The sequence below is a fragment of the Rhizobium sp. TRM96647 genome (assembly GCF_025780115.1).
Taxonomy (GTDB): Bacteria; Pseudomonadota; Alphaproteobacteria; order Rhizobiales; family Rhizobiaceae; genus Mycoplana.
Genome location: NZ_JAOXHF010000003.1, coordinates 532893 through 558645, shown reverse-complemented (window position 1 = coordinate 558645; position 25753 = coordinate 532893). Strand labels below are relative to the sequence as shown.

24 protein-coding genes are annotated in these 25753 nt (G+C 65.3%); 8 read left to right on the top strand and 16 right to left on the bottom strand.

All coding sequences use genetic code 11. The features are described from left to right. Positions 1-12 precede the first annotated feature (12 nt). From OCK02_RS08440 to OCK02_RS08420, 5 genes are all read right to left on the bottom strand, one after another. Positions 13-1287, bottom strand: a complete 1275-nt coding sequence (locus OCK02_RS08440; RefSeq protein ID WP_263812645.1) for a ribulose-bisphosphate carboxylase large subunit family protein — start codon at positions 1285-1287, stop codon at positions 13-15. A 2-nt stretch (positions 1288-1289) separates the two neighbouring features. Next, positions 1290-1829, bottom strand: coding sequence for a VOC family protein (locus tag OCK02_RS08435; RefSeq protein WP_263812644.1), 540 nt, complete (start codon positions 1827-1829; stop codon positions 1290-1292). A 9-nt stretch (positions 1830-1838) separates the two neighbouring features. After that, complete coding sequence (locus OCK02_RS08430) at positions 1839-3116, bottom strand: TRAP transporter large permease (RefSeq protein ID WP_263812643.1); 1278 nt, start codon at positions 3114-3116, stop codon at positions 1839-1841. Then, entirely contained in the window at positions 3113-3592 is a 480-nt protein-coding gene (locus OCK02_RS08425; protein ID WP_263812642.1) for a TRAP transporter small permease, read from the bottom strand. The genes OCK02_RS08430 and OCK02_RS08425 overlap by 4 nt, the downstream gene beginning before the upstream one ends. A 76-nt stretch (positions 3593-3668) precedes the next feature. Next, a complete protein-coding gene (locus OCK02_RS08420; protein WP_263812641.1) occupies positions 3669-4688 on the bottom strand; it encodes a TRAP transporter substrate-binding protein in 1020 nt (339 codons plus the stop codon). Positions 4689-4824: 136 nt separating this feature from the next. On the opposite strand from OCK02_RS08420, the gene OCK02_RS08415 reads away from it, so the two are divergent. Both OCK02_RS08415 and OCK02_RS08410 read left to right on the top strand, forming a co-directional pair. Continuing rightward, a complete protein-coding gene (locus tag OCK02_RS08415; protein ID WP_263812640.1) occupies positions 4825-5877 on the top strand; it encodes a LacI family DNA-binding transcriptional regulator in 1053 nt (350 codons plus the stop codon). 1 nt (position 5878) lies between these two features. Continuing rightward, positions 5879-6064: an NrsF family protein gene (locus OCK02_RS08410; RefSeq protein ID WP_412178786.1), complete on the top strand. Its 186-nt coding sequence runs from the start codon at positions 5879-5881 to the stop codon at positions 6062-6064. Here OCK02_RS08410 and OCK02_RS08405 read toward each other — a convergent pair. Both OCK02_RS08405 and OCK02_RS08400 read right to left on the bottom strand, forming a co-directional pair. Then, entirely contained in the window at positions 6022-8085 is a 2064-nt protein-coding gene (locus OCK02_RS08405; protein WP_263812639.1) for a TRAP transporter permease, read from the bottom strand. The two genes, OCK02_RS08410 and OCK02_RS08405, sit on opposite strands and share 43 nt — an antisense overlap. 84 nt (positions 8086-8169) lie before the next feature. Beyond that, on the bottom strand, positions 8170-9159 hold the full coding sequence (locus OCK02_RS08400; RefSeq protein WP_263812638.1) for a TAXI family TRAP transporter solute-binding subunit: 990 nt from the start codon (positions 9157-9159) through the stop codon (positions 8170-8172). A 416-nt stretch (positions 9160-9575) separates the two neighbouring features. On the opposite strand from OCK02_RS08400, the gene OCK02_RS08395 reads away from it, so the two are divergent. Continuing rightward, positions 9576-11258 (top strand): arylsulfatase, encoded by a 1683-nt coding sequence (locus tag OCK02_RS08395; protein ID WP_263812637.1) that lies wholly within the window; start codon positions 9576-9578, stop codon positions 11256-11258. Between the two features lie 156 nt (positions 11259-11414). Here the strand turns inward: OCK02_RS08395 and OCK02_RS08390 are convergent, their stop codons facing one another. From OCK02_RS08390 to OCK02_RS08365, 6 genes are read right to left on the bottom strand one after another with little or no spacing between them, the layout of a single operon-like run. Then, complete coding sequence (locus tag OCK02_RS08390) at positions 11415-12776, bottom strand: BatD family protein (RefSeq protein ID WP_263812636.1); 1362 nt, start codon at positions 12774-12776, stop codon at positions 11415-11417. Further along, the gene (locus OCK02_RS08385) at positions 12773-14335 is read right to left on the bottom strand and encodes a VWA domain-containing protein (protein WP_263812635.1); all 1563 of its coding nucleotides are present in this window, start codon (positions 14333-14335) and stop codon (positions 12773-12775) included. Before OCK02_RS08385 ends, OCK02_RS08390 begins: the two co-directional genes overlap by 4 nt. Then, positions 14332-15336: a vWA domain-containing protein gene (locus OCK02_RS08380; protein WP_263812634.1), complete on the bottom strand. Its 1005-nt coding sequence runs from the start codon at positions 15334-15336 to the stop codon at positions 14332-14334. Before OCK02_RS08380 ends, OCK02_RS08385 begins: the two co-directional genes overlap by 4 nt. Continuing rightward, positions 15323-15853 carry a DUF4381 domain-containing protein gene (locus OCK02_RS08375; protein WP_263812633.1) on the bottom strand — a complete coding sequence of 177 codons (531 nt, stop codon included), beginning with the start codon at positions 15851-15853 and terminating at the stop codon, positions 15323-15325. The genes OCK02_RS08380 and OCK02_RS08375 overlap by 14 nt, the downstream gene beginning before the upstream one ends. Beyond that, entirely contained in the window at positions 15854-16849 is a 996-nt protein-coding gene (locus tag OCK02_RS08370; protein ID WP_263812632.1) for a DUF58 domain-containing protein, read from the bottom strand. It abuts the gene before it with no gap. A gap of 16 nt (positions 16850-16865) precedes the next feature. Next, complete coding sequence (locus tag OCK02_RS08365) at positions 16866-17840, bottom strand: AAA family ATPase (RefSeq protein ID WP_263812631.1); 975 nt, start codon at positions 17838-17840, stop codon at positions 16866-16868. Positions 17841-18297: 457 nt separating this feature from the next. On the opposite strand from OCK02_RS08365, the gene OCK02_RS08360 reads away from it, so the two are divergent. The 5 genes from OCK02_RS08360 to OCK02_RS08340 all read left to right on the top strand — a co-directional run bounded on the left by OCK02_RS08360 (position 18298) and on the right by OCK02_RS08340 (position 22020). Next, on the top strand, positions 18298-19134 hold the full coding sequence (locus OCK02_RS08360; protein ID WP_263812630.1) for a substrate-binding periplasmic protein: 837 nt from the start codon (positions 18298-18300) through the stop codon (positions 19132-19134). Between the two features lie 57 nt (positions 19135-19191). Beyond that, positions 19192-19857, top strand: a complete 666-nt coding sequence (locus OCK02_RS08355; RefSeq protein WP_263812629.1) for an amino acid ABC transporter permease — start codon at positions 19192-19194, stop codon at positions 19855-19857. Next, positions 19854-20513, top strand: a complete 660-nt coding sequence (locus tag OCK02_RS08350) for an amino acid ABC transporter permease (RefSeq protein WP_230806573.1) — start codon at positions 19854-19856, stop codon at positions 20511-20513. Before OCK02_RS08355 ends, OCK02_RS08350 begins: the two co-directional genes overlap by 4 nt. A gap of 47 nt (positions 20514-20560) precedes the next feature. After that, positions 20561-21292, top strand: a complete 732-nt coding sequence (locus tag OCK02_RS08345) for an amino acid ABC transporter ATP-binding protein (RefSeq protein WP_318530117.1) — start codon at positions 20561-20563, stop codon at positions 21290-21292. Between the two features lie 68 nt (positions 21293-21360). Continuing rightward, a complete protein-coding gene (locus tag OCK02_RS08340; protein ID WP_263812627.1) occupies positions 21361-22020 on the top strand; it encodes a GntR family transcriptional regulator in 660 nt (219 codons plus the stop codon). Positions 22021-22059: 39 nt separating this feature from the next. Here OCK02_RS08340 and OCK02_RS08335 read toward each other — a convergent pair whose 3' ends face one another. The 3 genes from OCK02_RS08335 to OCK02_RS08325 all read right to left on the bottom strand — a co-directional run bounded on the left by OCK02_RS08335 (position 22060) and on the right by OCK02_RS08325 (position 25674). Continuing rightward, entirely contained in the window at positions 22060-23496 is a 1437-nt protein-coding gene (locus OCK02_RS08335; RefSeq protein WP_263812626.1) for a mannitol dehydrogenase family protein, read from the bottom strand. A 23-nt stretch (positions 23497-23519) separates the two neighbouring features. Continuing rightward, entirely contained in the window at positions 23520-24740 is a 1221-nt protein-coding gene (gene uxuA, locus OCK02_RS08330; protein WP_263812625.1) for a mannonate dehydratase, read from the bottom strand. Positions 24741-24972: 232 nt separating this feature from the next. Then, positions 24973-25674 (bottom strand): GntR family transcriptional regulator, encoded by a 702-nt coding sequence (locus tag OCK02_RS08325; protein WP_230806578.1) that lies wholly within the window; start codon positions 25672-25674, stop codon positions 24973-24975. Positions 25675-25753: the final 79 nt, after the last annotated feature.

Here is a 25753-nt window from a genome sequence, read left to right as displayed (position 1 = left end):
ATCCGCGTCATTCTAGGAACCGAAGAACCGCAGCGCCGCCGCAAGTTCGCCCTGCGAGGATGCGGCGCTTTCCAGGGGTTGGCCGAGGCAGAGGGCGTCCCAGGCCTGGCGCAGGCTGCGGATGCCGGCTGCCGGGCCGCCGGGATGGGCGAGGATGCCGCCGCCCGCCATGAACATGAAATCGGCGGAGCCTGCCGCATCGAAGGTTGCCGGCAGGGTGCCGGCCCACTGGCCGGACGAAAACGCCGGCAGGACGAGATCGCTGTCATCCGCAGCATCCGCCGCGAGCGGCCGAAGGCAGCGCCGTGCGGCAGCTTTCACCTCGTTCGCCGCGTCGGAGAACTTTCCGCCGATGCCGTGGACATGCATGTGGTCGACGCCGGCGAGCCGGTACAGCGCCTGATAGGCGCCAAAGCCGATGCCGAGCGCCGGGTGGCGGGCGAGGGCGCCATAGCCGTTACGGTGGCCGTGTACGGCCAGCCGCGTCGCGCGGCGCAGGGTCTGCATCCCGGACAGGCCGCACCAGTTGAGGCTCGCCATGACGCAGGAACCGCCTTCTCGCTCGACCAGTTCGGCATGGCGGCGCATCGCGTCGGTCTCGTCGGTGATGTTGAAGGCGACCATCACATGCTTGCCGGTCCTGTCCCGGTGCTCCCGGACCTTGGCCATCACGGCCGGCACGCGCTCGGCGATCGGGGCATGATCCGGATTGGCGCAGACCTCGTCGTCCTTGATGAAATCGATGCTGGCCTCGCACAGAAGCGCCACGACGTCCGCGATCTCCTGCGGGCGCATGCCGACATTGGGCTTGATGATCGTGCCGAACAGCGGCCGGTCATGGACGTCGGTTGTGTGGCGCGTCCCGGCAACGCCCATGGCCGGCTGCTCGAAGCGGTCGCGGTAGGCCTGCGGCAGCGTGACGTCGACCAGCCTCAGGCCCGTAACCTCGCCGAGATCGTAGAGGTTGCCGGAGACGGTCGCTGCGAGCGTCGGCAGGTTGGTCCCGATATTCGTCACGGGGAAGGCGACGCGCACATGGGCGCGCCGCCAGGGCCCGCCGATGGCCTTGCGCTCGAGATAGGCGCTTGCGAGGCTGGGCGCTCCGACGGGCTCCAGTTCCTCGACGGAAAGGACCTCGGCGGCTGCGCGTTCGCGCAGCTCATCGGTTTCGTTGGCGACGCGCACGAACGTGCCGCTCGACTGCTCGCCGGCCATGATGTCGGCGATCTTGCGCGGATCGAGCGGCGTCTCGATCAGGTAGGACGCCTCGATGCGTTCGGTGAGCATGGTCAGATCGCCGACAGGTCGGGGAAGGGCCTGACGGGTTCCCCGCCGTCCCAGTTCTCCGATGCCGCACGGATAAGGTCGAACATGCGGCCCTTCGGTCCCATGACCTCGGAAAGTTCGATCACCGTGCCAGGGTGGGCTTCGCGATCGAAATAGCAGAAGCGGCCCTTCTCGCCCACCTTGCCGCTCATCTTGACCTTGAACCCCTCGGCTTCCATCGCCGCGAGGTCGGCATCGTATTGCTGCGTCCAGTAGGCGACGTGCTGGAGCCCGCGATGACCCGCCTGCCTGAAGTCGCGATACATCGACGGCGCATCGTTGCGGCACTGGATCAGCTCGACCTGGACATAGCCGCTGTTGGCCAGCGCCACCGAATTGTGCACGTCATAGGATTTGCCGTCATAGCGGTAATCCTCGATCGGTACGCGCGGATTGTAGTACCAGGGGCCGACGCCCATCACGTCGTACCAGTGCTTCATCGCCGCTTCGATGTCGTCGACGACATAGCCGAGCTGGCGGATTGGCCCGAGAAACTTGCTCATGGATTTGTCCTATTGAGAAATGAGGTGCGGCAGCCAGGTCGATACGGCGGGTACGATGGTGACCACCAGCAGCGACAGGAGCAGCGGGATGAAGAAAGGCAAAACGCCGCGCACCACAGAGTGAACCGGCATCTTGGCGATGATCGACACCATGTAGAGGCTCATGCCCACCGGCGGCGTCAGCAGGCCGATCATCAGGTTGAGCACGAAGACGATGCCGAGCTGGAGCGGATCGACGCCGGCCGCATGCAGGGCGGGCGCGACGATCGGCGCGATGATCAGGATCGCGGCGATCGACTCGAGGAACATCCCGACGATCAGCAACAGCAGGTTGACCAGCAACAGCAGCACGAAGGGGTTGTCGGAAAGGCCGAGCAGCAGGGCACCGGCCTTTGCGGGCACCTGGTCGAGCGTCAGCACCCAGGCGAACACCGCAGCCGTCGAGACGATGAACAGGATGCTGGCGGTCGCCTCGACGGTCTCGCGCAGGCCATCCATGACCGCCTTCAGCGTGAGCGAGCGGTAGATGAAGGCGCCGATCAGCAGGGCATAGGCAACGGTCACGCCGGCAACCTCCGTCGGACCGAAATAGCCGCTGAGCAGGCCGCCGATCAGGATGAGCGGGGCAAGCAGCGCGGGGAAGGAAATCACGGCCTTTGCGGCAACCTCGCGCACCGTCGGCTTCACGGTATCGCGCGGCAGGTTATAAAGACGCGCCATCACGGCGACCTGAAGCATGAGGAACAGCGTGATCAGGATCGCGGGCACGACGCCGGCAACGAGCAACTGAACCGCGGACACGTTGGTGACGCTGGCATAGATGATGATGGGGATGGACGGCGGAAAGATCGGACCGATTGTCGCCGAGGCGATCGTCAGGCCCGCCGCGAAGTTCTTCTTGTAGCCCTGCCTGACCATCTCGTCGATCTGGATCCTGCCCAGCGCGCCGATATCGGCCAGCGCCGCTCCGGAAACGCCGGAGAAGATCAGGCTGACGAGGATCGACACCTGGGCGAAGGAGCCGCGTATGCGTCCGACGAGCATGCGCACAAGGTCGAAGATGTGCTGGGTGACGCCGATCGAGCTCAGCAGGCTGGCGGCCAGGATGAACAGCGGCACCGCCAGCAGCGGCGTCGAGTCGAGTGCGTTGACGCCGCGTTGCGCCAGCACATGGATCGGCAGGCCGTAGGTCAGGATCGTGACCGCCGACGACAGGCCGAGCGCAACTGCGATCGGCGCGCCGAGGATAAGGGCGGCGGCGAAGAGGGCGATAAGGAGCAGGCTCATGACGGCGGGACCCCGGGCTCGTCGTGGGAGAGGTCGCCGCCGCGCAGCAGGGCTGCGATCCTGGCGACGGTGATGATTGTGAGCAGCGCCATCGCGACGGCCGCCGGCGCGTAGTAGACCCAGTTCGGAATGCCGAGGGTGGGGGTGGCGAACTTCCATGCGCGCGACAGGAAGGCATAGATCGACCACACGCCGACCGCGCCGAAGGCCAGGACCATGATCTCGACGATCAGGGCGCAGACATGGCGGCCGGCCGGCGGCAGCATCGCCGGGACCATGTCGACGGCGACATGGCCGCCCCGCAGGGCCAGCAGCGGCACGCCGAGGAAGACGAGCGCCACGCCGCAGAAGCGCGAAAGCTCGTCCGCCCAGGGCATGCCGAGATCGAAGAGGTTTCGGCCCAGGACCTGCGCGACGATGAGTGTGCTCATCAGGGCGAGCAGGAGGATGCCGAGATTGAGGCAGGCCCTGGACATTGTCGCCAGTATCCTGCCGCCCGGCACGCATGCCGCTTCGTTCACCATTTGAGTGTCCTCTCCGACCGGGTGAAGATCAGGCTATCGCCTTGATCTTCTCGTAGAGCGCGCCGAACTTCTCGCCGAAGCGCTCCTCGACGACCTTGCCGACCGAGGCACTGAAGGCCTCGATATCGAGGCCCTCGGCCGGGCCGATGACCTTCATGCCCTCGTCGCGCAACGCCTGGGTGTCCTTTTCCTCATTGTCCTGGATCGCCTTGGTGGCACGGTCGCGGATATCGAGGGAGGCCTTCGCGACGGCTTCCTTCTGGGCGTCCGACAGGCCCTGCCAGGCGTCCTCGTTCATCACGACGACTTCGGCGTTCGACATGTGGCCGGTCAGCATCAGATGCGACTGCACTTCGTAGAGCTTGACGTTGAGGATGACGTTGACCGGGTTTTCCTGGCCGTTGACGACGCCGGTCGCAAGGGCGGTCGGCACCTCGGACCAGTCGACCGGAACGGGTGCGGCGCCCATCCCCTCGACGGCGGCCTGGTAGATCGGGAACGGTACGGCGCGGATCTTCATGCCCGCGAGGTCGGCGGGCGTCTTGACCTCCTTGTTGCAGGTCAGGTTGCGGCGGCCGAAATAGTGAGCGTAGATGACGCGGCAGTTCGCGGCCTGGATCAGGCCCTGGTTGAGCTCCTGCATGACCGGTGAATTGATGTCCATCACCTTCATCAGGTGGTCGATGTCGCGATAGAGGTAGGGTGTGTCCAGCGCGGCGAAAGGCTCGTAGAGCGAGCCGATGCCGCCGGCGGTGTTGTGCGAGAAGGCGATGGTGCCGAGCGAAACCGCCTCGGCCAGTTCCTGGAGCTTGCCGAGCTGCGAGGACGGGAAGACCTCGACCTTGATGTCGCCATTCGAATGCTTGCCGACCGCCTCCGCAAACCAGTCCGCCTGTGCACCGGCGACGCTCGCCGGCTCGTTGTTGTGGCCGTAGCGCAGCGAAACCTGTTCCGCGCGCACGATCGCCGGTGCAAACAGGGCCGCGCCGGCACCAAGGCCGAGGCCCATCACGCCGCGGCGTGAAAATTCGAATGACTTGCGGTTCATGAGATCCTCCCTGAGTGAAATTGATGTGATCATCTCCCGACTGCTTGCACAGACGTGGTGATAATTCGCTCCTCTTGACATTACGGTAAGAAACGGAAAGCCTCAGGTCAAACAGCAAAAATTGAGGTTATTTGAGGTGAATCTGGATAAGCCGGGAAATCCGTCCCTGAATGATGTCGCGGCCGCCGCGCGGGTTTCGCTGGCGACAGTCGACCGCGTCATGAACCGCCGCAAGGGTGTGACGGCCCGCACGGTGGAACGTGTTCTGACCGCGGCGGTGAAACTCGGCTATCTCAGGGAAGAGCAGCGGGACCTGCTGTCCGCGCCGCGCCCCGCCCAGATCGCCTTCCTGCTGCCGATGGGCGGCAATCCCTATCTCAAGCTCCTGGGGGAGAAAGTCCGGGGCGTGGCGGAGACCGGCCGCCGCGACGCCAGCCCGGTGCGCTGCTTCTTCATCGAGAGCTTCAATGCCGCGGCGATCGCGGCGGCGCTTCGCCTCCATTCCAAATGGGCCGACGGCATCGCCTTCATGGCGATCGACCACCCGCTGGTGCGCGAGGCGGCCGAGGAGGTGAGCGCGGCGGGAACCCGCCTGGTCACCATCGTCTCGGACATGATCCATCCGGCCCGCGAGGCCTATGTCGGGCTGGACAATCATGCGGCCGGCCGCACGGCGGCCTATCTGCTTGGCCGTTTCTGCGGCTCGCGCGAGGGCAGCGTGGCGCTTGTCGCCGGCAGCCGCACATATCGCACCCACTCCGAACGCGAACTCGGCTTTCTCGGCCTTCTGGAAGAGACCTATCCCCGCTTGCGCGTGGTGGGGATGCGCGAAGGCCATGACGACCGCAACGAGAACTATCGGCACACCTTGTCGCTGATCGATCAGAATCCCGACCTCGTCGGCATCTACAATGTCGGCGGATCCTCGGACGGGATTGCCCGTGCCCTGCGTGAACGCGGCAAGGGCGACGGCGTTGTCTTCATCGGACACGGATTGACCGCCGACACGCGCCGCTTCCTGATCGAGGGGACGATGGACGCCGTCATCAACTCCGACCCGGATCAACTGATTGCCCGGGCACTCGAACAGTTTTCGGTTTCTCCGCCGATGAACGCGAGCGGCCTTGCATGCCCTCCGTTGAGCATGGAGATCATCTTCCGCGAGAACATACCCCTGCTGGCAAAGTAGCCTGACGCAGGTTGCCATACCTATTGCCGGGGCCATCGTCGCGGCAATCTATGCCTGGCATTGTCCGGACGACAGCCCGCTCGTCCTTGCCATCTGGTACACGGTCGCCATCGCCGACGCTGGCTTCGCTGGCGACCCTGTGGCTCAGGCGGGTTGCGCTTCGTCGGAATGCCGCGCCTGCCAATGACGCAGCAGGACGGGGACGATGAGGGCAAGGCCGAGCAGCGACGAATAGAGTTCGGGCGCGACGAGCAGCAGTGCTGCCAGCAGCAGCAGCACGTTCTCCCACGGGCGCGTGCGCACCAGCAGGTAGCGCGACAGTGCGGCGCCAAGGCAGGTGATGCCTATGATGCAGCCGAGGAACGCCACGAAGAAGTCCGGCCAGTTGAAGTCCTTCGTCACCAGAAGCAGGGACGGGGAGAAGACGAAGACGAAGGGCACCAGCGCCTTGCCGAGACCAAGCCGGAAGGCCGTATTGCCGGTCTTGAACGGGTCCGAGCCGGCCATGCCCGCCGCGGCATAGGCGGCGAGCGCCACCGGCGGCGTGATGTCCGCCAAAAGCCCATAGTAGAAGACGAAGAAGTGGGCGACGATCGGCTCGACCCCGAGCATGACCAGCGCCGGCGCCGCGATGGTCACCATGATGATGTAGTTGGCGGTCGTCGGAATGCCGCAGCCCATGAGGATGCACACCACGCCGGTCATCAGCAGGGTGAACAGCAGCGTCAGGCCCTGGGTCGAGAAAATCATCTCGGGAACGAAGGTGCTGAACAGCGCCGAAAGGTGCCCCGCCGTCGAGGTGACGATATAGGACAGCTTGAAGCCGACGCCCGTCAGCGTCACGATGCCGACGACGATGCCGACGGTGGCGGCGGCCGCGCCCACGGCAAGCGCATATTTTGCCCCGTCGCGCAGGCAGACCACGATCTCGGCGACCGACATGCGCCGCCGCGGATTGAGCAGGCCCACGACGACGCACATGGTGATGCCCCAGAAGGCGGCGAGATAAGGCGTATAGCCCGAGAGCAGGACGGCGATGAGAACGACGAGCGGAATGATCGTCGGCCAGTCCCGCTTCAGCGCCTCGACCACGTCCGGCATCTCATCCGACCGCAGGCCCCTGAGGCCGGTGCGCTTGGCCTCGAAATGCACCTGCATGAACACGCCGAAGAAATGCATGAAGGCCGGCACGATGGCCGCCAGGATGATGGTCGTATAGGGCAGTTCCAGGAACTCGATCATCAGGAAGGCGGCAGCGCCCATGATCGGCGGCGTCACCTGTCCGCCCGTGGAGGAGGCCGCCTCCACCGCCGCGGCGAAATGCTTCTTGTAGCCGAGCCGGATCATCGCCGGGATGGTCAGGGAACCGACCGTGACAGTGTTGGCGACCGACGAGCCGGAGATCATGCCGAACAGCGCCGAACCGAAGATCGACACCTTGGCCGGGCCGCCCGCATAGCGGCCGGCGACCCATGCCGCGCAATCGAGGAAGAGCTGGCCGAGGCCGATGCGGGTGGCGAACACGCCGAACAGGACGAAGTGGAAGACGTAGGTGGCGACGACGCCGAGGGCGATGCCGTAGATGCCCTGCGTCGTCAGGTAGAGATGGTCCACGAGCTGGGAGACGGACGCGCCGGGATGGACGAGGATGCTCGGCATGTAGGGGCCGAACAGGGCATAGGCCATGAAGATCACGGCGATGATGGGAAGCGGAATGCCGACGGAGCGTCGCGTCGCCTCGAGCAGGAGCACGATCAGGACCAGGCCGAGGATCACGTCCAGCCGCGTCGGATTGCCGACGCGGAAGGCAAGGTCGTCCAGCGGGATCAACGGCACATGCATGACGGCCACGACAGCGGCGATCGCCAGCAGCCAGTCGAAGACGGATATGCCGAGCGGGCGCAGCAGGCTGGACCGCGCGGGCGCGTCATAGCCCGTCTTCACCAGGGGAAAGACGAGAAAGACCAGTCCCAGCACCATCGACAGGTGGATGCCCCGGTGCATCATCTCCTGCAAGAGACCGAAGCCGGCGGTGTAGTAGTGAAACAGCGACAGGGCGACCAGCAGGAAACCGACCAGCCAGCCGGCAGCAGGCGTCAGCGGCCGGAAGCGGATCTCGGAGTCGAACTTCTCCTCCAGCTCCCGGGCCTTCTCCTCGTCGAATTCCATGCCGGAAAGTTTGATCTTGTCGCTGTCGCCGTCGCTCATGCCCGGTTCCTTTCTTGACCCTTCAGACAAAAGGGGGCGGAAGACCAGCCTTCCGCCCCATCGTTGTCAGCCTGTTTCAGGGGGCTATTTCAGGGCGCCGACTTCCTTGTAGAACTTCTCCGCGCCCGGATGGAACGGGATGCCGGCGCTGGTAACCGCATTTTCGAGCGTGATGAGCTTGCCCTTGGCGTGGCCGGCCTGCAGCGATTTCTGGGTCTCGTCGCTGTAGAGCGACTTGACGATGTTGTAGACGAGATCGTCGGACTGCTTGGCGCTGGTCACCCACTGGGCGGCGACGGAGATGGTCTTGGTCTCGCCGACATTCTTGTAGGTGCCGTCCGGGACCGTGTCGGTGGAAAAGAACTTCTGCTCGGACAGTAGCTTGTCGGCTTCCGGGCCGGAAATCGGCACGAGCGTGATGTTGTTGGTGCTGGCAAGCTCCACGATGGCGCCGGTCGGATAGCCGCCGACGAAGAAATAGGCGTCGAGCGCGCCGTCCTGCAGGCGCTCGCCTGACGGGCCGGGCTTCAGATATTCCGGTTCGATATCCTCTTCCGTCAGCCCGTAGGCTCCGAGCACGAGCCGCGCATCGACGATCGTGCCGGAGCCGGGTTCGTCGAGGGAGACACGCTTGCCCTTCAGGTCTGCAACCGACTTGATGCCTGCATCGGCGCGGGCGACGAGATGAATGGTCTCGGGATAGAGCGTTGCGATCAGCCGCAGATCCTCGACCTTGGGCTTGCCCTCGTAGAGGCCCGTTCCCGAATGGGCCCAGTAGGCGACGTCCGACTGCGTGAAGCCGGATTCGGAAGCGCCCGACTGGATGGCACTGATATTGGCAACCGAGCCGTTCGAGGACACTGCCGTGGAGACGAGGCCTTCGACGCCTGCCGGCCCCGTTGCCGAGATCGCGTTGGCGATCAGGCCGCCGACGGGATAGTAGGTTCCCGAGGTGCCGCCCGTTCCGATGCGAAAGAATGCCTGCTGCGCACGCGCCGATGTGAGCCCGGCTGCCGCAAATCCCGCGACGGCGGCCCCGATGGAAAAGGCGCGACGAGTGATCGAAATGCTCATAATTACCTCCCGCAAAAAGATTGCTAACATGTTCAGCGAGTTAAAGATTGTCAACCTGCCGTCGCGATCTTCCGGGACGTTGCCATGAAACGGATACGCGCGACCCGGTAACCCGCAGGTTTCTCCGCCGCTGGCCTGCTCGCCTGCGTGGGGCCGAGGAAATGAAACCATGCTCACGCACGCCGCCGAATGCGAGGGCGATGCCGGTGTAGGAATTGGCGGCAACGGGCGGCCGCTTTCCGTAGCCCTCCTAGCCCAAGATTAAATTTCAAGCTTCTACTTGACGTTGCCGTCGTGACCGCCAGAATGCCCCGGCGGACTTGACCGGGGCCCAAATGGCGGCCGGCGCGTTCCGAAGTCCGACGAACTTCATCTACATGCATCCGACAATTGCAATTGCCATGCAGGAGCAGACGATGAGTATCTTTCGAAACGACGTCTCCGACACCAAAATCGACACCGACACATTGCCGATAAGCGTGGATCGACGCAGCCTGCTCCTGGGGGGGACGGTGCTGGCGGCTGCCGGGATTGTGGGATCTGCAGCTTCGGCCGACAGGGCGCAGGCCCAGACGCAGACGCAGGAGCAGACCGCAGCACCTTCCGGCAAGCCGCCGAATATCCTCGTCATCTTCGGAGACGACATCGGGATTCCGCAGATCAGCGCCTATACCATGGGGCTGATGGGCTATCGCACGCCCAACATCGACCGCATCGCGGCCGAAGGGGCGATCTTCACCGACAGCTACGGCCAGCAGAGCTGCACGGCCGGGCGCGCCTCCTTCATCCTCGGGCAGGAGCCGTTCCGCACCGGTCTGCTGACGATCGGCATGCCCGGCGATCCGCACGGCATCCAGGACTGGATGCCGACGATCGCCGACGTGATGAAGACCAAGGGCTATGCGACCGGCCAGTTCGGCAAGAACCATCTCGGCGATCGCGACGAGCACCTGCCGACCAAGCACGGTTTCGACGAATTCTTCGGCAACCTCTACCATCTCAACGCCGAGGAGGAGCCGGAAGGCTATTTCTACCCGAAGGATCCGGAGTTCCGGAAGGAATTCGGGCCGCGTGGCGTCATCAAGTCGAGCGCCGACGGCAAGATCGAGGATACCGGGGCGCTGAACACCAAGCGCATGGAGACGGTCGACGAGGAGTTCCTCGCTGCCGCCAAGGACTTCATCGACCGGCAGGCCAAGGCGGACAAGCCGTTCTTCGTCTGGTTCAACTCCACCCGCATGCACGTCTTCACCCATCTGAAGCCGGATTCGCTTGGCAAGACCGGCAAGGGTATCCATGCCGACGGAATGGCCGAGCACGACGGCCATGTCGGCCAGTTGCTGCAGCAGCTCGACGACCTCGGCATCACCGAGAACACGATCGTGCTCTACACGACCGACAACGGCGCGGAAATCGCGCTGTGGCCGGATGGGGCGATGACCATGTTCCACGGCGAGAAGGGCACGACCTGGGAAGGCGGCATGCGCATCCCGATGATGGTGCGCTGGCCGGGCGTGGTGAAGCCCGGCACGCAGATCAACGAGATCGTCACGCTGATGGACTGGATGCCGACCTTTGCCACGGCCGCCGGCATTCCCGACCTCAAGCAGCAGATGACGCAGGGCTTCCAGTCAGGCGACAAGAGCTTCAAGGTTCACCTCGACGGCTACGACCTGACGGAGCTCCTCAAGGGCACCGCCGAGACGCCGCCGCGCGACGCCATGTACTACTTCGACCAGGGCGGCAACCTGAACGCCATCCGCTGGAACGACTGGAAGCTGAGCTTTGCCGTCAACAGCGAAGGCAATATCGCCACGGCCACGCGTGAGGTGCCGAGCTGGGCCAATATCACCAACCTGCGCATGGACCCTTATGAAAGGGGCGCCAAGGAAGGCGGCAACGCGATGGATTTCATCGCGCGGAACATGTGGCTGCTGGTGCCGGTCCAGGCAAAGATGAAAGAGTTCTTCGCCGACTTCAACCAGTACCCGTACCAGACCGGCAGCACGCTCAACGCCAGCGGCATCAACTACGGCTGGCTGCAGCAGCAGGCGGCGATGCAGCGGCTGAACGAACTGGAGCGCCTGGCGCCGCGTTAAAGCATGTCGCGTAGAACCGTGCAGCGGTTTTGCGACATCGACATGCGTGTAGACAAAGACCTAAGCGTGCAGAGCGAATCCGAAGGATCGCGACACGCTTTTGGCCGATCGATGAGATGGCGGGCAAGGCCCGCCATCTTCGGCCGCTTCTCGCGGTCAGCCGATATCCGCTCCTGCCATCGCGGGATTGAGCGGAGGCAGGGCGGACCCCACTGGCGTTGCGCCTTGGTGGCCTTCCTTGTCCAGCCAGAGCTTCCGTGCCGCCCGCAACCCGGACGGAAACATGCGCGGCAGGCTCTTGTCATCCGTTCCGGCCGATCCATAAAGAGTCCTCTGATGGCGGCAATAGGCCTCCTGCGTCGCTGCATCGGCGTATCGCTCGAGCCAGGACTGCAGGGGCGCGATGCCTGCCGTGCGCGACCAGGCGTCGAGTTCGCGCGCGATCTCCGCCGCGTCTCCGTCCCGGCAAGCGTCCTCCACCCGCCGGAAATGCGCCGCCTCCGACTGGCGATACTGCGATTGCCGCCTGCCGCACCACGCCTGCAGCCGCGACAGGGCCAAGGCGAGGAGAGCGATGACAAGGCCGGCCAGTATTGCCAGCGCTGCCATCCCTGCTGCCCGGAACCAGTCGAACGGTGCGGCCTGCCGTTCGCCCGGCGGAGCGATCGCAGTCGATGGCGGCGATGGAGCCGCGGCCACGGTGACGGTGGTGGTGGACGCAGTCGCGGACTGGGATTTTGCCGTCGCGGGATCGAACCAGATGACCGTCACGGCTGGCAGCACGAAAGTACCCGCATCCGCGAACAGATAGCTGGCCTCGTCCCTGCGCACGCCGGCAACCGGCTGGCCGGTGCGGTCCGTTTCGTCGGAGAGGGCCGGATCCTTTCGGTAGAGCCGCACTCCTTCTGGGGCGGAAAGATCGGGTTCGGGAATCATCATCGCCCGCATCCCCTCCGCCCGCACCGTGATCGTGCGCACCAGCGTGTCGCCGGCCTTCAGGGTCGTCGGGTCGCGGTCGAACACTTGCGTCACCTCGACCTTTGCAGCCACGACCCCGCTGCTGCCCGCCGCCGCCGCCCCCGGGGCAGCCTGCACGGCAAATGTCAGCGGTGGCAACGATACCTTGCCCTGCGTCGTCTGCCCCGGCACCGCCGCATAGCCGAAGGTGATCTCGGCAGGCGGAAGGGCAAAATCTCCCGCCTGCTGCGGGGTGACGACATAGGTGCGACGAATGCCGGAATAGGCGGTGCCGTCGATCGTCTCGTTGAGGTTCAGCGCCGGCCCGTCCTGCAGGGTGACGATCGCGCCGGAGAGATCGATGGGCGGGAATTGCGGCGGCTGCAGGAAATAGTTCGGCACGAGGACATCGACGTCGACGAGGATCTGCTGACCGACATAGAGTGTCCCCTTCGATTGCAGCGCCGTCCGGGCCAGCGGGTCGGCTCCTTGCGCGAAAGCCACGGACCACAGGAGGGCGACGGACGGGAACAACGATCGGATGGCGCGCCGGATCATCATTGATGCCCCCGCGCTTCGATGGCGAACTTCCGCGCCAACAGGTCGGCCGGCGACACCTGGATGTTGCGCATCCACATGTCCGCGGTCTGCGTGCCGGCAGGTACCTGACCTTCCTGGCCGCGCTTGCCCTTGTCGTCGAACTGGATCTGGTCGGGATCGATGCCGGCCTGCTCCTGTTGTTGCTCCTGTTCCTTCTGGTCGTTCTCCTTCTTCCGCCGCTGTGCCAGTTCGAGGTTCGCCTTCGCCTCGGCCCAGTCGGGTTTCTGCTTCAGAGCCTGCTGATAGGCGGTGATGGCCTCCTCCGGCTTGTCGAGATGCATCAGGGCGTTCGCCTGATTATAGTAGCTCTCGGCCGTGGTGGACCGGGCAAAGGCGTCGATCGCATCCTGGTAGCGGCCCGCTCGATAGAGCGCGGCGCCGCGCCAGGCAGGATCGGAGAAGTGCTCGGCCGCCGCCGTAAAATCGCCCTGTGTGAAGGCACGCTGGCCCTGCTGATCTGGTGTGCGCCACGGATTGCCGAGATCGGCCGCCTCGGCACGGATCGGACCGCCGACAACGACCGCGAGCACTGCGGCACCCAGCCAGTGGATCTTGCTTCCCCGGCGGAAGGTCAGCGCGCAGAGGATCGCGATCGGAAGGGTCAGGTACCAGCCGAAATCGCGCCAGCGCGTCAGCCCCTCTTCGGATTTCTGCGTGAATGACGTCTGGATGCGCCGGACGATCCAGTCGACATCGCCGTCGTCGAGCGTGACGGTCGCGACCTGCGCCGATGAGGAGGACTGCAGCGCCATCAGGCCGTCGACGTCGAGCCTCGCCTGCACGCGTGCACCGGTGCTGTCGGTCAGGTATTCGCCGGACCCGGTCCTGACCGATCCGCCTTCCGGCGTGCCGATGCCGAGCACCATCAGGTCGTTGCGGCCCTTGTAGTCCGAGAAGGCGGCAAAGGCGCCGCGCTCGACACCGTCCGTCAGAAAGAGGATCGTTCCCGGTGCCGTCTCGTCGGCAAGTGCTGTCTCGACCGTCTCCAGCGCCTTGGCCGTGTCTTTGCCCGGCACCGGCATCAGCGCCGGCGAAAGGGCTGCGAGATAGGTGGCGACGAGCGCGGCGTCGTCGGTGAGCGGCAGCACCATATGGGCCGAGCCGGCATAGGCGAACAGCGCGGTGCGTGCGCCCTTGCGCCGGGCCATGATGTCCTGCACCTTGAGCTTGGCCCGCTCGAGGCGGGTCGGGGTGATATCCGTCGCATTCATCGTCGGGCCGAGGTCGATCGCGATCGCGAGCGGTGCCGTGTCCTCGACGAAGGGGGGGCGCTCCCGTTCCCAGGTCGGGCCGGCAGCGGCGATCCCGGAAAGCGCGATCAGCCCGGCAATGAGGTGGACCGGGCGGAGCCCGCCCGCCCGCCCGCGTTCGATCAGGAGGTGGTCGAGCAGGTTCGGCGCGATCAGGTTCTGCCAGCGTGCCCGCATGTCCGACTGCCGGTCGAGCAGCCAGACGAGAAGCAAGGCGGCTGCGATCGCCAGCAGCCACCACGGGCGCAGGAAGTGGAATTCGGAGATCATGCCCCCGCCTCCCTGTCGCGCCTGCCGGACGCATGGATGGAGACCAGCCACATCACGACATGATAGGCGAGCACCAGCAACACGGCCGCGCCGAGCGGATAGTGGAACAGCTCGATGCGCGGCCGCCAGCTCAGCGTTTTCTGGTTTGCCGGCGTGATCTCGTCGAGCAGCGCATAGATCTTTGCCAGTGCGGCCTGGTCCTGGCCGAAGAAGTAGCGGCCGCCCGTGGTGGTGGCGATCGTCTCCAGCATGGCTGCGTCGAGCTTCTCCTCGCCTTGTGCATTCGGGTCGCCGATGCCGATGGTGTGGATGCGGATGTGGTTGTCCCTTGCGATCCCGGCTGCCTTGTCCGGCGGCATCGTGCTCGCCGTGTCGTTGCCGTCGGTGAGCACGATCAGGATCTTGTCGGGCGCCGGGCTCTCCTGGAACAGCTTGATCGACAGGCCGATCGCATCGCCCATCGCCGTTCGCGGTCCGGCCATGCCCGGCAGCGTGTCCTTGAGCATGGTCCGCATTGTCCCGTGGTCCATGGTGAAGGGGACGAGCGGGTAGGGCGCATCGCCGAAGGCGATCAGGCCGAGGCGATCGCCCGGCCGGCGGTCGATGAAGTCGGCGACGACCGATTTCACCGCATCGACCCGCATTTCGAGGTTGCCCTGCGGCGTGCGGAAGTCGCGGGTGTCCATCGACTGCGACAGGTCGAGCGCCAGCATCAGGTCGCGCTGGGGTTCGGTCTTTTCGAGCGGTGGCTCGACATATTGCGGTCGCGCCAGCGCCAAAAGCACCAGCAGCCAGCAGATCGGCCCGATGATCTTCTGCAACAGGTTGGCGCGGGGGACGACGGCGCCCTCGGTCGCGCCGATGCCGGCCGCCTTCGTGATGTCCTCGAAGAACGGAATACGCACGGCCGGCGTCTGCTCGCGGTAGGGCGGCAGCAGCCACCAGACGAGGAGCGGAAGCGGCAACAGCAGCAGGAGCCAGGGATGGTCAAGGGTGTACATCGTGCCCCTCGATCCATTGGCGCGCCGCGGAAAGCGTTCGTTTCGCAGCCGCCTCGTCCGCAAGGGATGCCGCGGGCAGGCGGTACTCGGTTTCGGCAAAGAAGCGATAGGCGTCGTCTTCGATCCTGGCCTTGCCGGCATGGGCCTTGAGAAAGTCCGACCAGTCGGGACCGCTCAGCGCGGCGACGGTCTCGCGTGGCCAGGCTGCGAGCGCCGTCCGCTTCACAAGTGACGGCAGGCTCGCCAGGGCCTGCTTACGGCCGTCCGGCCGGTTGATCCCTGTCTCCAGCAGGGCAAGCTCCGCCAGCGCCTCGCGCCGATAGCGATTCTGTGCACGGTGCCGCAACCAGCGCCAGAGGATAAAGGCAAGCGTGAGTGCGAGGGCGGCGGCCAGCGCCGCCCAGCCCCAGGTCGCCGGCATCATCGAGACTGAGGGCGGGAGCGCAATGTCGGCCATTTGCCGCAAGGTCGCAGCCAGCATGGGATCGGTCGGCGGGCTTGCGACACCGGACTCCATTCAGCGCCTCCTCTGCCGCCAGGCAAGCTGGCCGAGCAGCGTGCGCAATTGCGGCGCGACCTCTTCGGCCGCCGAGAGCGGCAACATCGGCAGGCCCATTTCCTTCTGCCAGGAAAGCAGTTCGCGGCCCCGGTTGCGGGCGAAGCTGTCCACGGCATCGCGCACGTTGCTGCGGCCGAACTGCAATTCGGCCTGCAGCGCCCCGCCGCTGACCACCATCTCGCCGGTGCGGGGCAGTTCCAGCAGAAACGGATCGTAGACGAGGATGGCAATCACATCGTTGGCCACCGACATCTTCAGCAGAAGGTCGCGTGTCGCGGGCCCGTGGCCGTCGAAATCGCTGACGACGATGATCAGGTGATCGTGCCGGGCGACGGCGGCAATTCTTGTCAGAACGGCATCGAGCTGTTCCGGCGTCCGTTTCGCCTCCGAGGTGGCGTTGAGCGCCTTGTTCCTGACCGAGATCGCCTCGGCAAAGCGGATGACAGCCTCGCGGCTGCGATGCGGCCGCACGGCTTCCTGTTGCGCGTCGTCGAATACGACGCCGCCGACGCGGTCGCCGAGCGCCATGACGCGCCAGGCGCAAAGCGCTGCGGCTTCGGCGGCCGCGACCGATTTCATCGAGCGCCTGCTGCCAAAGAACATGTTGACCCGCTGGTCGACGACGACGAGCGCCGGACGGTCCTTCTCCTCGTCGTAGACGCGCACGAACGGCTGCCCGGTGCGGGCGGTGACGCGCCAGTCGATCGTGCGGATATCGTCGCCGGGCTGGTAGGTGCGCAGTTCCTCGAAGCTCAGGCCGCGACCGCGCATGCGCGATTCGTGACGACCGGCGAGGAGCCTGCGAACCGGCGCCTTTCGCAGGAACGTCAGGTCGCAGGCGACCGGCTCCAGGGCCGCAAGATCGTCGACGGAGACATAGACGCCGTCGGTGCCATGGGCGGCCGGCCGCGCGATGCCTTTCGTTCTTCCGAAGGCGGGCAGGGAAAATGCCAATGCAAGTTCCTCCTGGTCAGGCTGTCGCGACCTTCTCGACGATGCGATCGACCGCCTGGTCTGCGACGATCCCGCCGGCATGAGCCTCGTAGGAGAGCACGAGCCTGTGGCGGAAGACGTCGTGGACAATGGCCTGGACATCGTCCGGGGTCACGTAGTCGCGTCCGTGCAGCCATGCATAGGAGCGCGAAACCTTGTCCAGCCCGATCACGCCGCGCGGGCTGACGCCGACCTGGATCCATTTCGCAAGATCGGCATCGATCTTGTCGGGATAGCGCGTCGCCATAACGAGAGCGACGATATAGTCCTCCACCGCCTTGGAAACGGTGATGTCGGAGATTTCGCGGCGTGATGCGAGCACGACGTCCGCGGCCAGTTTCTCGGGATCGTCCCCGGCCTTGCCGTGGGCTTCCTTTTCCTCCGAACGCACCAGTTCCATGATGGCCGCTTCCGACTTGGCATCCGGATAGTCGACGCGGATGTGCATCAGGAAGCGGTCGAGCTGAGCTTCCGGCAGCGGATAGGTACCCTCCTGCTCGATCGGGTTCTGCGTCGCCATGACGAGAAAGAGTTCCGGCAACCCATGGCTCTTGCCGCCGACCGTCACTTGCCGTTCCTCCATGGCTTCCAGAAGCGCGGATTGCACCTTTGCCGGCGCGCGGTTGATCTCGTCGGCCAGAATGAGGTTTGCGAAGACGGGGCCTTGCTGGAACTGGAACGCGCCCTTGCCCGCCTCGCTGAAATAGACCTCGGACCCGGTAATGTCGGACGGCAGCAGGTCCGGGGTGAACTGGATGCGCGAGAGGGTCGCGTCGAGGTTCTTCGCCAGGCTCTTGATCGCCCGCGTCTTGGCCAGCCCCGGCAAGCCCTCGACGAGCAGATGGCCATTGGCCAGAAGCCCGAGCAGCAGGCGTTCGATCATGGCCTCCTGGCCGATGATCGACCGGCCCATGCGCTTGCCGAGCGCCTCGATGTCGTCGCGACTGCCCATTGGATTCCCTCTCCTGCGCGTCGTCAGATCAGGTGTATTCGATTCCGGGATGCCACTGCTGCGCCTCCTGCCTTTCAGCAGGCCAGGTTCAAGATATCGCGTAAAAGTTGACGGGCAAGGGCGGCGGGCGTCGATAGCTGAACAAACGGCGCTGCCGATGGGCGCGGGGCGGAGAACTGGCGGAACGCACGCGGTTTCTCAAACTGATGAGCTTGCTTGCATCCGCAAGATGCGCTGCACCCACGATGAGGTCACAGGCAGCGGAACAGGCGGCCGCTTCGTCAACGGCATCGACCTGGTCAGCCGCCTTGTAACGGCAGCATGCTGCGGCAGGCAGGGGCGGACCGATGACCGCGATGGAATCTTTTCCGCGCGGCTTGCCTTTGCATTTTATCTTGTATACTAGAAAACATCTGACGCCTGGGGAGGATCCGACAGGCCGCATAGGGAGAGGAATATGGTACAGTTCAGCAAGCTTTGCATGGCCGCCGGTATCGCCGCCGGCCTGGCGTTCTCGGCATCCGCGGCCTTTGCGCAGGAGGTTCCTGCCGCCGGCGCGAGCGCGCGCATCGATGCGATCAAGTCGGCAGGCCAGTTGCGCGTCGGCGTGCTGGCCAACCCGCCGTGGCTCGTGGAAGACACGACCGGCGCGGGCGAGCCCTGGCGTGGCCCGGCATGGACCCTTGCGGTCGCCTATGCGGAAAAACTGGGCGTGACGCTCGTTCCCGTGGCCGTCTCCCACGAGACCAAGGTGCCGGTCCTGGCGGCCAATCAGGTCGACATGACGATCTCGCCGCTGTCGATGACGAAGAAGCGCATGGAAGTCGTCGACTTCGTCACCTATTCGCGCACCTCGCTCTGCGTCTTCGGCAAGGCGTCCAACCCGAAGGTCGCCAACGCCAAGTCGGTCGACGACTTCGACAATCCCGACGTCACCATCGCCTATTTCACCGGCGGCGGTGAAGAGAACTGGGTGAAGGAGCGCTTCCCGAAGGCCACCCTGCGCGGCGTGACCAGCGCCGGCACGGCCGCCCCGGTGGAGGAGATCATGGCCGGCCGCGCCGACGTCGCGCCGATCAACCGCATCCCCTATGTCGCTCTGGCGCGCAAGGTTAAGGGCCTCGAGGCCCTGCCGCGCGAGAACAGCTGCCAGGACAGCACCGAGGCGGTCAACGAGATCGGCCTCGCCGTCGACAAGAACCAGCCGGAATATGTCGAATGGCTGCGCGCGGTCGCCGAAAAGATGCTTCCCGAACTGCAGGCGCAAGAGGAAGCCGAAGTCGCCAAGATGTAGGCGACGACGGATTGCGGCCGGTGATCCCGCCGGCCGCGCTCCTTTCGGAGAAAGATCATGGAACTGAACCTTTCCGCCGTGCTGGACAGCTGGCGGTTTCTTCTCAGCGGGCTCGGGGTCACGCTCCTGCTTGCCGCCGGCGTGACCGTGCTCAGCCTGTTTTCCGGCACGCTGCTCGCTCTCGGGCGGCTCTACGGGCCGCGCTGGCTGAGTGCCGTCATCGTGTTCTATATCGATTCGATGCGGGCCATCCCGGTCCTGGTGGTACTGGTCTGGGTCTATTTCGCCCTGCCGATCGCGACGGGTCTCAACCTTCCGCCCTTCTGGTCGGCACTTCTGTCGCTCTCCGCCCACCTTGCCGCCTATGTGGCCGAGGTCGTGCGGGCCGGCATCCAGTCGGTCCGCCCCGGCCAGGTGCGCGCAGGCATGGCGCTCGGCATGACCCGCGCGCAGATCCTCCGCAAGATCGTCATGCCGCAGGCGGTCGTCAGAATGCTGCCGGCCTTCGGTTCGCTGCTGTCGCTTGCAGTGAAGGACACGGCTATTGCGACCGTCATCGCCGTGCCGGAGCTCATGCGCCGGGCCGATGCGGTGGCCGGCCAGACCTATGCGCCGGTCGAGGTCTTCACCACGGTGATGATCCTCTACTTCATCGTCATCTTCCCGCTTACCCGAGGCATTGACATGATCTATCGCCGCATTTCCTTCCTGGGGCGGTCATGACATTCGATTGGTCCATCATCTGGCAAAGCATGGGGGCCCTCTGGCAGGGCGCGCTCGTCACCATCGGCCTGACCGTCCTGACGATGGTGCTCGCCGTTCCCCTCGGGATCGTCGTCGCGCTCTTGCGGGATTCCCGGCTGAAGCCAGTCTCCGCGCTAGCGACGGCCTATGTCGAACTGATGCGGAACGTTCCCATCATCCTCGTCGTCTACTGGGCCTTCTACGTACTGCCCATCCTTACCGGCGTCGGCTTCTCGCCGTTCCTCACCGGCCTGGTGGCGCTCGTTCTCAACAATACCGCCTATAATTCGGAGACCTTCCGCTCGGGCATCCGCTCGATCCGCAAGGGCCAGACGGAAGCGGGGCTGGCGCTCGGCATGAGCGAGGGCGAGGCGTTCCGCAAGATCGTCCTGCCGCAGGCCTGGCGCCGGGTGCTGCCGATCCTGGCGACCACCTGGGTCACGCTCTTCAAGGACACCTCGCTGGTCTCCGTGATTGCCGTCGGGGACCTGGCGCACACCGCGCTGCAGATCCGCTCGCAGTCCTTCCGGGTCATCGAAATGCTCACCGCGATGGCTGCCATCTACTGGCTGCTCGGTTATCCGCAGGCCAAGATCGTGGATTGGATCCACCGCAAATACGGGGTCACCGAATGACTGACACGCTTGTCAAACTCCCGCAGGGCGCAGCGCTTCCGGAGGTCGTGATCGAATACCGCGACGTCCGCAAGCAATATGGCGAGTTCGTCGCGCTCGCCGGGGTCACTCTCGAGGTCCGCCGTGGCCAGGTCGTCTGCCTGATCGGCCCGTCCGGATCGGGAAAATCCACGCTGTTGCGCTGCACCAACGGCCTTGAGACCATGACTTCGGGCGAGGTCTATTTCGACGGCATGCCGCTGTCGAAGGACCCGCGCAAGACCCGGCTCATCCGACAGCGCATGGGTATGGTGTTCCAGAATTTCGAACTGTTCCCGCACAAGACGGCTCTCGGCAACATCATGATGGGTCCGATGACGGTTCTCGGCCTCAGCGAAGAACAGGCGCGGACGCGGGCCGAAGCACTGCTCGCCAAGGTCGGCCTTTCCGACAAGGCGGGCAACTATCCCGCCAACCTTTCGGGCGGCCAGCAGCAGCGTGTCGCCATTGCCCGTGCCCTTGCCATGGAGCCCGAAGTCATGCTCTTTGATGAGCCGACTTCGGCGCTCGACCCGGAAACGATCGGCGAGGTGCTGAATGTGATGAAGCGGCTGGCGGATGACGGCATGACGATGGTGGTGGTGACGCACGAGATGACCTTTGCCCGGCGGGTCGCCGACCACGTGGTCGTTTTCGCGAACGGGCAGATCGTGGAGCAGGGACCGCCGGAGCAGATCTTCGACGCCCCGCAGACCACTCGTACCCGCGACTTCCTCAGCCATCTCGGTTGGGACGGATGAGCGGGATGCCGGCACAGGACCGATTGGCACAGGGCCAACCTGGCAGGGCCGCAGCCGAAGTCGCCGGAATGCCGGCGAGCGTCGACGACATTCACGGCATCATTCGCAACGAGATCATCACCCTGGGGCTGATGCCCGGCGTCAAGGTTTCCGAGAACGAGCTGGCGCGTCGCTTTAACACGAGCCGCACGCCGGTTCGCGAGGCGCTCCTGCGGCTCGTGGACGAAGGACTGGTCAAGGCCTGGCCGCAACGCGGCACGCTGATAACCCCGATCTCGCTGCGTGCCGTGCGGCGCGCGCGTTTCGTGCGCGAGGCCATCGAGGTCGCCGTGTTCCGCAAGGCTGCGACGGACGGCCTGTCTGCGGAGGTGCTGGCGAAACTCGATGCCATCATGACGCGTCAGCATGAGGCCCGCGAAGACTCCATCCTCTTTACCGATGCAGACGACGCCTTCCACCGGGCCTTCGCCGAGGCGATCGCCGTGGGCGACATCTGGTCCGTGCTTGAACGCGAGAAGGCACAGTTCGACCGGTTGCGCTTCCTCAGCCTTCCGAACGTGACGCCTGTCGCCGTCCTGATTGCCCAGCACGAGCGGATGATCGCAACCGTCCGCGCCCGGGATCCGGACGCTGCAGAGAAGGCGGTCCGCGACCACCTTTCGGAGGTGCTGAAGGTGACGGAACAGCTTTCCGCCCGCTATCCGGATCTCATCGTCAACGACATCTGACGCCGGTCCTCCCGCGTCCCGGGAAGGCGACGGGAAACGTCATTCGGCTTCCGCGGCGATTGCCTTCGCCATCCCGAGCGTGAGCATCCGCTCCAGCCGCCGGATCGTCTCATCGGCGAAGGTCCCTTCGGCGAGCGCCTCGGGCAGAAGATCGGGTATCGCTGCCAGCGCGGAGAAGACGGCCGCAGGGCTTTCCATCCCGCTGCCCGCGAGGGCTGCCTGCAGTTCCGCCTCGCGCGGATCGTTCAACGGATAGGAACTCCCCCCGTCGTCCCGGCCGAGCGCATAGCGCATCCAGCCGGCCGTGGCGAAGGCGAAAGGAGCGGTATTTCCGCCCCGCGCGAGCGTTTCGAGGGCGGGCGCGAATATGCGCTGCGGCAGCTTCTGCGTGCCGTCCATGGCGATCTGCCGGGTCTCGTGGGCGATGGCCGGATTGGCAAAGCGCGCACAAAGCGATGCGGCATAGGCATCGAGGTCCATGGCGATCGTCGGCAAGGTCGCCCGCGCGGCCGTCATGTGGCGGCGGACGAGGCCGTTCAGCGCGGCATCCGCCATCACGTCGCAGACATAGGTCTTGCCGCTCAGAAAGCCCGCATAGGCCAGCATTGAATGGCTGCCGTTCAGCATCCGCAGCTTCATCTTCTCATAGGGAGCGACATCCGGCACGAAAAGCGCGCCGGCCTTTTCCCAAGACGGGCGGCCGGACGGGAAATCGTCCTCGATCACCCATTGGCTGAAGGGTTCCGTCTCGACGGCCGCCCGGTCCTCGTAGCCGGTCAGCGCTTCGGCATCCGCAAGCGTTCGCGCCGTCGACGCGGGGGTGATGCGGTCGACCATCGTCGCCGGAAACGACACCTCGGCCGCAATCCGGTCGGCAAGGGCGGGACCGTGCGCGCGGCGGGCGAAATCGACCACCGCGGCCCGCAGCAGCGGGCCGTTCTCCGGCAGATTGTCGCAACACAGCACGGCGAACGGAGCAAGACCGTTGGCAAAGCGCAGGGCAAGGCCCTGGGCGATCAGGCCCAGTACGCCCCGGGGGGACGACGGGTTCAGCAGATCGGCGGCAACCGTCGGATGGCCGATATCGCATCCGCCGCTCCGCAGGAGGCCGTAGCCCTTCTCGGTCACGGTGGTGCTGACGATGCGGCAGCCGGGGTCGGAGATGGCTGCGAGCACGCGGTCGCTCAGGCCGTTGCCGGCGATGACGCCTGCAATCGATGCGATGACGCGCGCCTGTGGCTTCTCCCCCCGTTCGATCAGCGTGTAGCGGCCGTCCTGCGGGTTCAGCACATTCGCCACGTCCTCGCCGCGGAGCGATACTCCGACGATCCGCCAGTCGTCGCCGTCAGCCGCGATCGCACCATCGGTGTAGGCGGCGATGTGGGCGCGCGCGAAGGCGCCGAGCCCGAGATGGACGATTCCCGTTCCCGTGTCTTCGGGCCGATAGCCGGGCCAGTGCGCCGGATGGTCCGGCATGGGCCTCGCTGCCGCCGAGAGCCTCACTTGCCCGCACCGTGCACGAGCGGGTGGTCGAGGGCGGTCATGATTCCGCGAAGTTCGGCCAGCCCTTTCAGGCGCCCGATGGCCGGGTAGCCGGGTTGCGCCTTGCGCTTCAGGTCGTCGAGGATGTCCTGTCCGTGGTCGGGGCGCATCGGGATCTGCCAGTCGGTCCGGCCTGCAGCCTTGCGCGCGCGCTCTTCTGCGAGGATCGCGTCGATCATCGCCACCATGTCCGTACCGCCTTCCAGATGGCCGGCCTCATAGAACGATCCGCCGAAATGCGGGGTTTCGAGGTGGACATTGCGTAGGTGCAGGAAGTGCACGCGGCTGCCCAGTCGCTTCATCATGCCGGGCAGGTCGTTGTCATGGCGCGTGCCGAGCGAACCGGTGCAAAGCGTGATCCCGTTTGCCGGCAGGTCGACCGCCTCCATGACGCGGCGATAATCCGCCTCGGTCGACATGACGCGCGGCAGGCCGAGAAGCGGGAACGGCGGATCGTCCGGATGGCAGCAGAGCCGCACGCCGAGTTCCTGCGCGAGCGGCGCGACTTCGGAAAGGAAGTCGACCAGATGCGTGCGAAGGCTTTCCGCGCTGATGGAATCGTATTCCGCAAGGTGGGCCCGCACGTCCTCCAGCGTGAAGGATTCGGCCGCGCCCGGCAGGCCGAAGACGACATTGCCGGCAAGCTCGCGGCGGCGGTCGTCGTCCATGTCGGCGAAACGCTGCGCGGCCTCTGCCACGACGAAATCGGGGAAACTCTCCGCAGCGCCGGGCCGGGCCAGGATATGGATGTCGAAGGCGGCGAAATCGACCACGTCGAAACGCATGCAGGTGGCGCCGGACGGCAGGCGATAGGCGAGATCGGTCCGCGTCCAGTCGAGGACCGGCATGAAATTGTAGCAGATGACCTCGATCCCGGCGCGGGAGAGGTTCGTCATGCTTTCCTTCCAGGCGGCGATATGCGCCTTCCAGTTGCCCTTCTGCTTCTTGATGTCCTCCGACACCGGAAGACTTTCCACCACTTCCCAGGCAAGCCCCGAGGGCGCACCGTCCGTCTTCGATCCGATGACGCGCTGACGCTCGACGATTTCCCCGGGTGTCCAGACCGAACCGGTGGGCACGTGATGGAGCGCGGAGACGACCCCCTCGACGCCCGCCTGCAGCATATCGTCGATCGAGACGAGGTCCTTCGGACCAAACCACCGCCACGTCTGGCGCATATCATTCCCCTTTTAGGCCGCTTGAAACACGCCAGAGCTAACACTTAGTAGACTAGTATGCAAGTGTTGGCGTATCCCTGGACCTCTGCCCGGTCACGCCGATCCTGAACGGCGGCAAGTCGAGGCACGGCGCATGGCCGGGAGGGCGCTCTAGCGATCAGCACGCATCGCGCGGATGGCTCGCCGACCGCCTGATCGTGCGTGCCCAGGGGGAAGGTGCGGCCGATTTCGTCTATTCGAACAGGTCCGGATTGTCCGCCTCTATCTGCGGCAGGTCGGCCAGAATGCCGTTCAGGTGGCTTCGCATGGCGCGGGCCGATCCGTCGCCATCCTTCGCATCGATGGCGGCGATGATGGCCTCGTGCTCCCCGATCAGCCGCATCATCGAATCCGGGTGGCGTAGCTGAAGATTGCAGACCCGGTCCATGTGCGCCTTGATGTCGGCGACGGCGTTCCAGGCGAGGCTGCAGCCGGCGCCCGCGGCGATCGCAATGTGGAACTGCTCGTCCTCACGGCGGAAGGCGTTGTGGTCGTCGGCCTCCATCGCCAGTTTCTGCCGGGCAAGGATCGTGTCGATCCGGCGCCGCGTCCAGGCGTCGAAATTCTCGCTGGCGCGGCGCGCGACGGCAACCTCGAGCGCCTCGCGCACGAAGCGGGCTTCCATCATGTGCCGCGCCGAGATGCGGACCACCACGGTTCCCCGGTTCGGGCGGATCTCGACCAGCCTGGACTTGCCGAGCGCGATCAGCGCCTCGCGCACCGGCTGGCGCGAGACGCCCATCCGTGTCGCGATCTCCTGCTCGGAGAGGCGGGTGCCCGGGGCGAGCTCGAGCCGGATGATCATCTCGCGCAGGTCGCGCTCCACCTGCGCGGCTGCCGTCCCGCCGGTTTCCATCTTCAGGGATTCGAGGTTCATATCTTTCGCTGCCGCCATGCGTTGACATCCATTTCAAACCACCATACAGTACCATACAACTCAAGTGCAACATAAATCCGGTCCCTCGAAGACCGGA